Origin of the sequence: Mesorhizobium sp. M7A.F.Ca.ET.027.02.1.1 (genome assembly GCF_004022985.1) — a bacterium.
In the GTDB taxonomy this organism is placed as follows: domain Bacteria; phylum Pseudomonadota; class Alphaproteobacteria; order Rhizobiales; family Rhizobiaceae; genus Mesorhizobium.
In genome coordinates, this window is record NZ_RZOL01000282.1 from 1 (window position 1) to 7858 (window position 7858).

The window sequence follows — 7858 nt, forward strand, 5'->3', positions numbered from 1 at the left end:
CATTAGAATTCGTTCTGTTTTTGCGTCAGACGAATGAGATCGCGGCGATCACTTCGAAGCCCGCCGACGACGTGGCCTGAACGTTGTAGGTGCTGGTGGCAGCAAGGCCCGTTGCATGGCCCGCCGCCTCGCGCATGTGAACGATGCCGTTGGCGCTATCGCATTGCTGTTCGTGATCGAGCGTGACCCCGGAGAATGTAAAGGCGCCTGTCGCCGGCTCGACGCCGCTTGCCGACGCGATCACGCAGCCATTGGCGCTTACAGTCAGGGTGCTGATCGTCGGATCGTTGCCAGTCGCGGTTTTCACATCGACATGCGTGTTCGAGGTGTAGCCGGTGATCGTGTAGACATCGGCGGCCGAGAATGAGTGGAGCGCGCTCCAATCGTCGATGATCGTGATAACGCCGCCCGTCGAAATCTCGCGATAGGCAATGCCGGTTTGCGTGCCTTCGTTGACGCCGTCATTTATGCCGTTTTGCCCGGCCAGTGTGCCGTTGGTGCCGTCGATCGAGACAGACACGATGGTCCGCTGTGCCGCAGCGTTGCGGAGACTGTGCGGGCACACCACGACCAGTTTGGTGCCGGCCGGGCCAACATTGGCGGTGAATGTATGCGGATCGATGGTGACTTTGTCCGTGAACGTGCCGATGAAAGTGACGGTCGGCCCGGTCGGCGCCGCCGCATCGGCAAACTGATCGATGTCGATAGAGAACGGCCCGGCATCGGCATTGTTGAACCACAGCGCCAGGCCGAAGGTGGTGACGCCGGAGACGTTGGAGAACGGCGTCGGCGTCTGGCCGGTGTACTCGTCAGCCCAGGTAGCGCCGTCTGGGCTGGTCTGGAACTTGTAGGTGGCGCCATCGGCCGAGATGACGAGCCTGATATAGTTCGGCCCGGCCTGGCTGCCGTTGGCCGATGCGCCGCCATCCGATGTCGTGTGGCCGGTGTCCTTGTTCCAGCCATTCGGCGGCGTGCCATTGACCTGGTATTTGTGCAGGCCGGTCGAGCCGTCGCCGCGCAACCCGACGATGTGGAAATCATTGTCGGCCTTCAGCCCGAAGCCAACCATGGCGAGCTTGCCCTGCTGGCCGAGTTGGGCGAAATGCGTAATATAGCGGAACGTGTATTGCCGGCCGGCAGTGATCGTGGCCAGAGGCATCACGAACTTGCCAAACGACCCTGGCTTGGTCTTGCCCTTGACTGTGGTGTTGCCCGACGCCGTGGTGGTAACGACAGGTTGCTCGACGAAGCCGCCATCGGTGACGCCGCTCCCGCCACCGGGATCGTTGGCGATGACGGCGCGGCCGGGACCGCGCCGGCCGAGCAGATAGGGCGCGGCAGTCATCAGGCGGCTCCCTGAAAACCTTCGAGCGTGGCGATCCATGTCGATTGCGCCAGCGGCGAGGCGATGGCCTCCAGCGTCTGCAACAGGCCGAACACGGTCTTGGCGCCGGAGGTCGGCAGCGTGATGATGCGCGACCCTTCGTCGGGCACGAAGATGCCGCCAGAACCATCGCTGAAGGTGCGCATGGTGCCTGACAGCGATCCGATGAAGGTGGCGCGCGGCGCGGTGAAGGCGGCATTGTCGCCGGCGCCGACAGTCGGCGACGCCCGGAACAGCCACATGCGCAGCGCCTTGCCGGCAACGCCGGTGTCCGATGTGATCAGCCGCAGCCGCTCGATGGTGAACAGATCGTCATTGACGTCGGACATCGAGAAGGAGAACGGCGTTACAGAGCCGGCCGTCGTGCTGTTGGCGATGGCGTCATTGGCGGCATAGGCGCTGGTGTCGTTCGGCCGCGTCATCGTCGCGGCGACCGCTTCGATGAACTTGGTCTTGACCTTGCCGATCAGGCTGGTGCCGGGACCGACGACGAGCGTGCCGGCGATCCACTGCTTGACCAGGCCGCGCAGATATTGCTGCACTGTGCCATTGGCGTCGGTGGTGACGGCGGCGCCGGAAGTCGTGCCGAGGATGCCTTCCAGCCCGTCGAGAAGGCCAACCAGCGTGGTCGCAAGATCGGTATGCAGCGTATCCAGCTTGGTGTTGCTGCTGGCGATCAGCGTTTCGAGGCCATCAATGAGGGCGGCATCCTCGTTCGACAGCGCGACCGGCCGAGACGCGGCAGCGGCAGCGCGACCAGGCGCCAAGGGCAACTCGACGTTGACGATCTCACCATTGGCATTGAGTACCGGGATCTGTGTCATGTCAGATATCCTCCAGCAGGATCAGCAGCGCGCTGTTCTTGGGTTTCGAGAAATCGAGCACGCCATCAGGCGCGGTGACGGTGCCGCCGCCGAGCCCGAGGAACATGCCGAGGCGCAGGAAGAGCGAGAAGCCGAGCATCAACGTGTCTCGACCGCGATCGTATCGCCAGGCGCGACCAGCAGCGGATAGGGCGCGCCGGCCGGCACCGGCCAGGCGGAACGCACGCCGCCGCCATCGGCCGATGTGTCGGGATCTGGCCCGACCGCGACCCAGCAATCGGCATCGGCCAAAAGCACGACGATGGTCTCGCCGGCGGCAGCGACCATCGTGCCGGCTCCGGGCATGGTGATCGCTTCCGAGCGGGCGCCGGCGCCGACCGCGACGTCTGCGTAGATCTGGCCGATAATGTTCGGGAAGGCATGAGAAAGGGTAACGATGAGCGTGGCCATCGGCGGTATCCTTCGGGGTTTTGAGAAAATCAGGCGGTGAGCGCCGGGAGATCGGCCGGCAGCATCGCCGGATAGACGGTGATCGAGCGGATGGTGATGTCGTTCAGGGAGTTGCCGGTGCCGGAGCCGTCATGGCCGAACAGCACGGTGTCGACCGATGCCAGATGCGTCAGGTAATTCACTGTCTGTGTGGTCGCGGTGTTGCCATCGGCGCACCAGGCATATTCGTAATCGCCGCCGCCGACATCGCGGGCCAGCGTGATCGCTTCCTTGTGCGAGCCCGAACCGGTCACGCCATCGTCGACGAACAGATCCCAATAATCGCTGAGATTGCCGGAGGCTCGTGCAATGATCGCCTCGTCGGCGTCATCGAGGTTGGCGCCATCGGCCATGAACATCAGGAAGCCGGAGGGCGAGCCTGCGCAATTCAAATCAAAGACAATCGTGCACCCGGCTGCCAGCCCCGCGGCGAGATCGGCAAGCAACACGCCGATCGCTTTTGGTCGGTTGCCGTTCGATGGCGTGATCCGCATGCCTGATCCGGAAATAGCAGCCGGGTCGAAATCTCCGCCGAGCAGACTGGCAATCGTTCTCTCCGCGCCGGCGGCAAAATAGTGTGCGTTGACGAAGTCGAGGAAATCGTTTGCGCCGGAGGGAACCCAGACCGGCGTTCCCTGCGCAGGTGCGCCACGCTGCGCCAGTGTTCCGAGCATCATGCGGTGACGTCCTCGGCAAGCAGGCCGATCAGATCCCATTCGTCGGTGGCGACCTTCTTCAGCGTCACTGTCGCGCCGCCAACACCTGTCCGGTTGAGAAACCCGACAATGCCGTTGAGGGTTGGCCCGGCTGTTGCGGTGTCGAAAATGATGGCGCCGTCGCCGGCCTGGCGGAAGGTGATCTCGCTATCGATGGGATAGGCGACATCGGCGTTGAGCGGCATCAGAACCGTCAGATCGGAGGACCCGGCATAGCGCTTGTAGCCATTGGCATCGGCAAGCACCGGCGCATAAATGCCGTCGGTGTCTTCATCGATCGTCGCCACGACGCTCGGTCGAAAGTTCGCCTGCGGCAGGGTAAAAGGACCGAAGACCGTCGCGTCTTCCAGATAGATGGTCCACTGGGTGCCGACCACGGTCATGTTGGAGATGTTGAGCGGCTCAGGCGGATTGTCCTCGATTGCCTGGATTCGGTCGTCGACATCGTGGAAATTGTTGTCGACCTCGGTCGCGTCGAGGTTCGACCCCTTCACCGAGCGGTAAATGATTGTCATATGGGAAAGTCCTTACGAGGTCGGATCGTCGTCCGGCGAGCGCTCGCACAGCACCCAGAGCACGCTGCCGGCGACGAGGATCGATGGTTCCGGTTCCATCGTCGTCACCGAGGCCGAGGCCATGGCCCGGAACGCCTTGCCGTCGAGCACTGCGACCAGGCCGTCGACGGCGAAATCCATCGAGGCGGTCGGGGTCGTGGCATCGCGATTGAACGGCGCAGCGTAGAAAAGCGTGGCCGGATTTGGCGGATCAGGGTAGGTGCTGCCGATTGCTTCGAAATGCGGGGCTCCGGTGATTTCCTGCATTTCCAGATGGATGCTTGGCGTGCCCTGCTTGAACTCGGCGGTGTTGTTGTCGGGGAGAAACAGCCCCGTCCCGGCGCCGCCGACCGCGTCCCATTTGGCGCGCGGGATGTCGAGGAATGTCGGCGGCACGTCGGTGCTCTTTGCCCCCTTGTAGGCCCAAGCACCGTAGCTCGCGGCGCTGCCGGAGATATCGGGCAGGCCGGTGACCGTCGGGTCGGCGATCGGCCCCCAAGCGTGGCCGTTCCAGCCCTGGAAGGTGCTGACCGGCTGCGGCGTGCCGTAAGCCATCTCCGTCGTGCCGAGATAGTCGATAAGGTCTTCCAGCGCCGTGATGGTTTCGTAGAACTCGTCGGTATATTCCTGTCCGGGGTTGACCACGGTGACGCTGGATTTCACATGCACGGTGAAGGCGATGTGGGTGAGCCTATGCCAGTGAACTTCGACGATCTGCTGGAACGGATCGAGGGCGACCGGCTTGGCCTTGCTGCCGTAGCCCTCAGCCACCGCTGTGATCCTCAGTCTGGGAAGGCGCCTTCGACCAGTCGAAGTTGAAGCGCTTGTAGCGGCCGGTCTGGCGGTCGACGAACATCACCTTCAGGATGCGCTCGACGATGACGTACTGCTCGGCATCGTCAGGGTTTTCGACGCGGATTTTCTCGACGCTGCGATCGACGTAGTCGAAGTCGTCGATGATGATGCCGTCTTCCGGATCGTCGGCCGGATCGTCCGGCGGCCATGTCACCGTGGCGCCCGGATTGGTCGGCTGCTCCGGCGTCGTCAAGGTGAAACGCGACGGCTTGCCGAAGCGGAAATGCGCATCGCCGGTCGCTTCCGGCTTGACCTTCTCCAAGGCACGCTTGAGCACGTCGGCGCCATTGCCGGTGCGGCTGATGAGCTGCAGCCGCGAGCCGCTCGAATTGCGCCCGGCACGCCATGGATCGGGAAGGCCCCTGATCGCCATCACGCAGCCTCCAGATCGATGGTCTTCGGCACCATCAGCGCACCGACAGTGATTGGGTAGTCGGTGATGAACGGGCCGCCCTTGAGCAGTTTGAAGTCGCCGTCGACCTCGGTGAACACCTGGTTGAGCGCGTCGATCGCCGCAGCCATGTCGGGCATGAAGGCATTGAGAACATCGCGTTGCGTCGGCAGCGGATTGATGATGGTGAGGTCTTCGACCAGTGTCGCCGGGTCCATGACCAGAAAATCGACGCCATCATCGTTGGGCATGATCTGGCCGAACTCCTCATAAGTCACTTCGCCGGCGACCGGCATGAAGGTCTGCCCCGCATAAAGCTGGTAGCCAGTGGCGACATAGCCGTCGTCGACATAGACAGGCGTGCCGGGAACCGTCGTCACTGTGTTACCCTTGCCGACCGTGCAACCGATGGTCACAGAGGCCAGCAGCTTGCCGTCGGCGACCGACAGCGTGTAGGCGATGATCTTGCCCGTTGCCTCGCCACCCGGCAGCCGCGCATCGACGATGCGGGCGTTCTTGCGGCAGGAGAGGTCGACACCGGCGCGGAACTTCACCGCGAAGGTCACCGACACAGCCCGCGAGCGCTCGAGGATGGCGCCGCGCGCCAGACAGATCAGATAGCCGAGGCTTTGCCGGCCGCGCACGGTCGGGAAATAGGCCCTGGAACGGACATCGCCGATCGGCAAGGCGCCGAATGGATTGTCGGTGTCACTGGGATCGACCGGCTCGTCGGCATTGCCGGAAACTTTGATCTCCTCAATGTCGGCGCCGCCGGGATCGGTGACGATCGCCTGGCAGTCGGCGGTCAGCGTGAACGACAGCGTTTCCTGCCGCTTGCGCGAGACGTCATAGTCGCCCTTGAACACCGGCTTCATGGTCCAGATCGGAAACTGGCCGTTGCCATTGGTCATGACGATCTGGTGGAAATCCTGCGGCACGACGAAGCCATCGGTGCGCAGGAGCGAGCAGCCGTCGAACGTCCAGCCGCTGCCGATGCGATCATCCTGTTCGGGATAATCAAACATCAGCCCGTCGCCGGTCAGCGACTTGATCGCATAGGCGTCGCCGGACCCGGCGAGCGCAAAGGCGGCGAGCAGCTGCTTGGTAAAATCGACGGTGCCGGTCGCCGCCTGGTCCCAGTTGATGACGGCCGACACCTTGATGGTGGTCAGCGGCGGCTGACCATAGGAGACGTCGAGGCTCTCGCGCAGGAAATCCTGGCCGAAGTCGATCAGCCCGTCTTCGCCATCGAGGATGTCGGACGCCGACACCGCATGATCGACGCGGTCGATATGCCACGCATGCGTATAGCCCTGCAGCACCGTGTCGGGATCGTCGCGACTGTCTTCATTCAGGAACAGCGGATCCCAGAACGGCGCCACCTTCATGGTCTCTGCCAGCGCCCGCTTGAGCGTGTCGTAATCGGCAGGCCGGGCCAGGAAGGTCAAGACCACGGCATTGCCCTGAATTTGCTGTGGCAGGCCGACGACGCGCCCAAGCAGCAATGGCTGCGTCCCGGCGGTCGGGTTCTGTGGATCGGCCCATGACAGCCATGCCCACTGGTCGCGCCCCGGCGCCAGCAGGCCGGTGCGCGGGTTCCTGACCTTGATGTCGGCCTTGGCGAAACCGCCTTCGGCATGGGTCAGTGCAATGCCGATGACCTTCTCGTCCTCGACCTCGTGCTCGATGCCGAATGTCGTCTCGGTCGGCGCGACCCAGGCAAAGAAGAACATGGCGCGTCAGACCTCGAGCAATATGAGCGACCAGTTGTTGTCGGCGCGCGGTTCGTCGAAGGACAGCCTGTAGTCGACCACCTTCATGGTCAGGCGCGGCCTGTAGAACGTATAGTCACCTTCCGTCCTGGTCGCCGGATCGTCGGTCGTGGAAGCCGGCGGGCGCGACGGGCTGCCGCTTGATGTCAGGTAGGTAAACTCGGTGGCGCAATCGACGGTCAGCGTCATGCCGCGCTTGACGCCGTCCAATGCCGGCATGTTCTGATCGGTGCAGGTGATCGTCAGCTTGTATTTGCTGTCGTTCTCCGAGGCGTCGGCGAGATCGATCAGCTCAGTGTTCACGGTGCGGGCAAGCTGCGAAGTCCCGTCCAGATCGAAGCTCTCATTGATGCCGCGCGCCGAATAGGGCGGCACGCTGATCGGATCGAGGCGCAGCAAGGTGGTTTCGGTCATGTGCGCTTCGGGCTCCGGCCGGCGCTGGTCAGGTTTTCGCCGATGGCGAAGCGATAGAACCTGTCGACCGCGCTCTCCTCGCCGATCAAATCGATGACCTGGTCTTCGGTGAGTCCATATTGCAGGTTCACGCGCACTGTCCTGCCCGACGCCGTCGCTGCCGGCGCCAGTTGCATGCCTGAAAGGGCCTGGCCGCCGCCGGCAAAGCGCGGGATCGCCATCGATCGGTTGAAGCCGTCGAGCATGCCGCCGACATTGAAACGCGGCATCTCGAGCGAGCGCAGCGACACCATGCCTCGATTGAGCGCATGCATGAAGCCGGCGCCGTATTTGCGCACGGCCGATGCTTGCATGACGAATTCGGTGTCCGACAGCCAGGCCGGTATGCGGTCGCCCTTCGGCCCGCCGGGACCGCGTATCTGGCCGCCACCGGCAAGTCCCTTACCGCCGCCCCCGGAA

10 protein-coding genes and 1 pseudogene are annotated in these 7858 nt (G+C 63.5%); all 11 read right to left on the reverse strand.

Annotated features, from left to right (window positions below):
* Window positions 1-25: 25 nt before the first annotated feature.
* A complete protein-coding gene (locus tag EN749_RS25135; protein ID WP_128364182.1) occupies window positions 26-1345 on the reverse strand; it encodes a hypothetical protein in 1320 nt (439 codons plus the stop codon).
* Window positions 1345-2208: a hypothetical protein gene (locus EN749_RS25140; RefSeq protein ID WP_128364183.1), complete on the reverse strand. Its 864-nt coding sequence runs from the start codon at window positions 2206-2208 to the stop codon at window positions 1345-1347. The genes EN749_RS25135 and EN749_RS25140 overlap by 1 nt, the downstream gene beginning before the upstream one ends.
* 1 nt (window position 2209) lies before the next feature.
* On the reverse strand, window positions 2210-2347 hold the full coding sequence (locus EN749_RS37805; RefSeq protein ID WP_189367690.1) for a hypothetical protein: 138 nt from the start codon (window positions 2345-2347) through the stop codon (window positions 2210-2212).
* Window positions 2347-2658, reverse strand: coding sequence for a hypothetical protein (locus tag EN749_RS25145; protein ID WP_128364184.1), 312 nt, complete (start codon window positions 2656-2658; stop codon window positions 2347-2349). Before EN749_RS25145 ends, EN749_RS37805 begins: the two co-directional genes overlap by 1 nt.
* A 29-nt stretch (window positions 2659-2687) precedes the next feature.
* Window positions 2688-3374 (reverse strand): hypothetical protein, encoded by a 687-nt coding sequence (locus EN749_RS25150; RefSeq protein ID WP_128364185.1) that lies wholly within the window; start codon window positions 3372-3374, stop codon window positions 2688-2690.
* Window positions 3371-3928: a hypothetical protein gene (locus EN749_RS25155; RefSeq protein ID WP_128364186.1), complete on the reverse strand. Its 558-nt coding sequence runs from the start codon at window positions 3926-3928 to the stop codon at window positions 3371-3373. Before EN749_RS25155 ends, EN749_RS25150 begins: the two co-directional genes overlap by 4 nt.
* Before the next feature lie 12 nt (window positions 3929-3940).
* On the reverse strand, window positions 3941-4738 hold the full coding sequence (locus tag EN749_RS25160) for a hypothetical protein (protein ID WP_128364187.1): 798 nt from the start codon (window positions 4736-4738) through the stop codon (window positions 3941-3943).
* Window positions 4731-5195 carry a hypothetical protein gene (locus EN749_RS25165; protein WP_128364188.1) on the reverse strand — a complete coding sequence of 155 codons (465 nt, stop codon included), beginning with the start codon at window positions 5193-5195 and terminating at the stop codon, window positions 4731-4733. Before EN749_RS25165 ends, EN749_RS25160 begins: the two co-directional genes overlap by 8 nt.
* Window positions 5195-6946 carry a hypothetical protein gene (locus EN749_RS25170; protein ID WP_128364189.1) on the reverse strand — a complete coding sequence of 584 codons (1752 nt, stop codon included), beginning with the start codon at window positions 6944-6946 and terminating at the stop codon, window positions 5195-5197. Before EN749_RS25170 ends, EN749_RS25165 begins: the two co-directional genes overlap by 1 nt.
* Window positions 6947-6952: 6 nt before the next feature.
* Entirely contained in the window at window positions 6953-7399 is a 447-nt protein-coding gene (locus tag EN749_RS25175; RefSeq protein WP_128364190.1) for a hypothetical protein, read from the reverse strand.
* A pseudogene (locus tag EN749_RS37810) lies at window positions 7396-7858 on the reverse strand (hypothetical protein); the annotation flags it as partial. The gene EN749_RS25175 and the pseudogene EN749_RS37810, both read right to left, overlap by 4 nt.

What these genes read in the sequence shown, in the direction of transcription:
- EN749_RS25135 (WP_128364182.1), bottom strand. Translation starts at nt 1,345, where the DNA reads ATGACTGCCGCGCCCTATCTGCTCGGCCGGCGCGGTCCCGGCCGCGCC.
- EN749_RS25140 (WP_128364183.1), bottom strand. Translation starts at nt 2,208, where the DNA reads ATGACACAGATCCCGGTACTCAATGCCAATGGTGAGATCGTCAACGTC.
- EN749_RS37805 (WP_189367690.1), bottom strand. Translation starts at nt 2,347, where the DNA reads ATGCTCGGCTTCTCGCTCTTCCTGCGCCTCGGCATGTTCCTCGGGCTC.
- EN749_RS25145 (WP_128364184.1), bottom strand. Translation starts at nt 2,658, where the DNA reads ATGGCCACGCTCATCGTTACCCTTTCTCATGCCTTCCCGAACATTATC.
- EN749_RS25150 (WP_128364185.1), bottom strand. Translation starts at nt 3,374, where the DNA reads ATGATGCTCGGAACACTGGCGCAGCGTGGCGCACCTGCGCAGGGAACG.
- EN749_RS25155 (WP_128364186.1), bottom strand. Translation starts at nt 3,928, where the DNA reads ATGACAATCATTTACCGCTCGGTGAAGGGGTCGAACCTCGACGCGACC.
- EN749_RS25165 (WP_128364188.1), bottom strand. Translation starts at nt 5,195, where the DNA reads ATGGCGATCAGGGGCCTTCCCGATCCATGGCGTGCCGGGCGCAATTCG.
- EN749_RS25170 (WP_128364189.1), bottom strand. Translation starts at nt 6,946, where the DNA reads ATGTTCTTCTTTGCCTGGGTCGCGCCGACCGAGACGACATTCGGCATC.
- EN749_RS25175 (WP_128364190.1), bottom strand. Translation starts at nt 7,399, where the DNA reads ATGACCGAAACCACCTTGCTGCGCCTCGATCCGATCAGCGTGCCGCCC.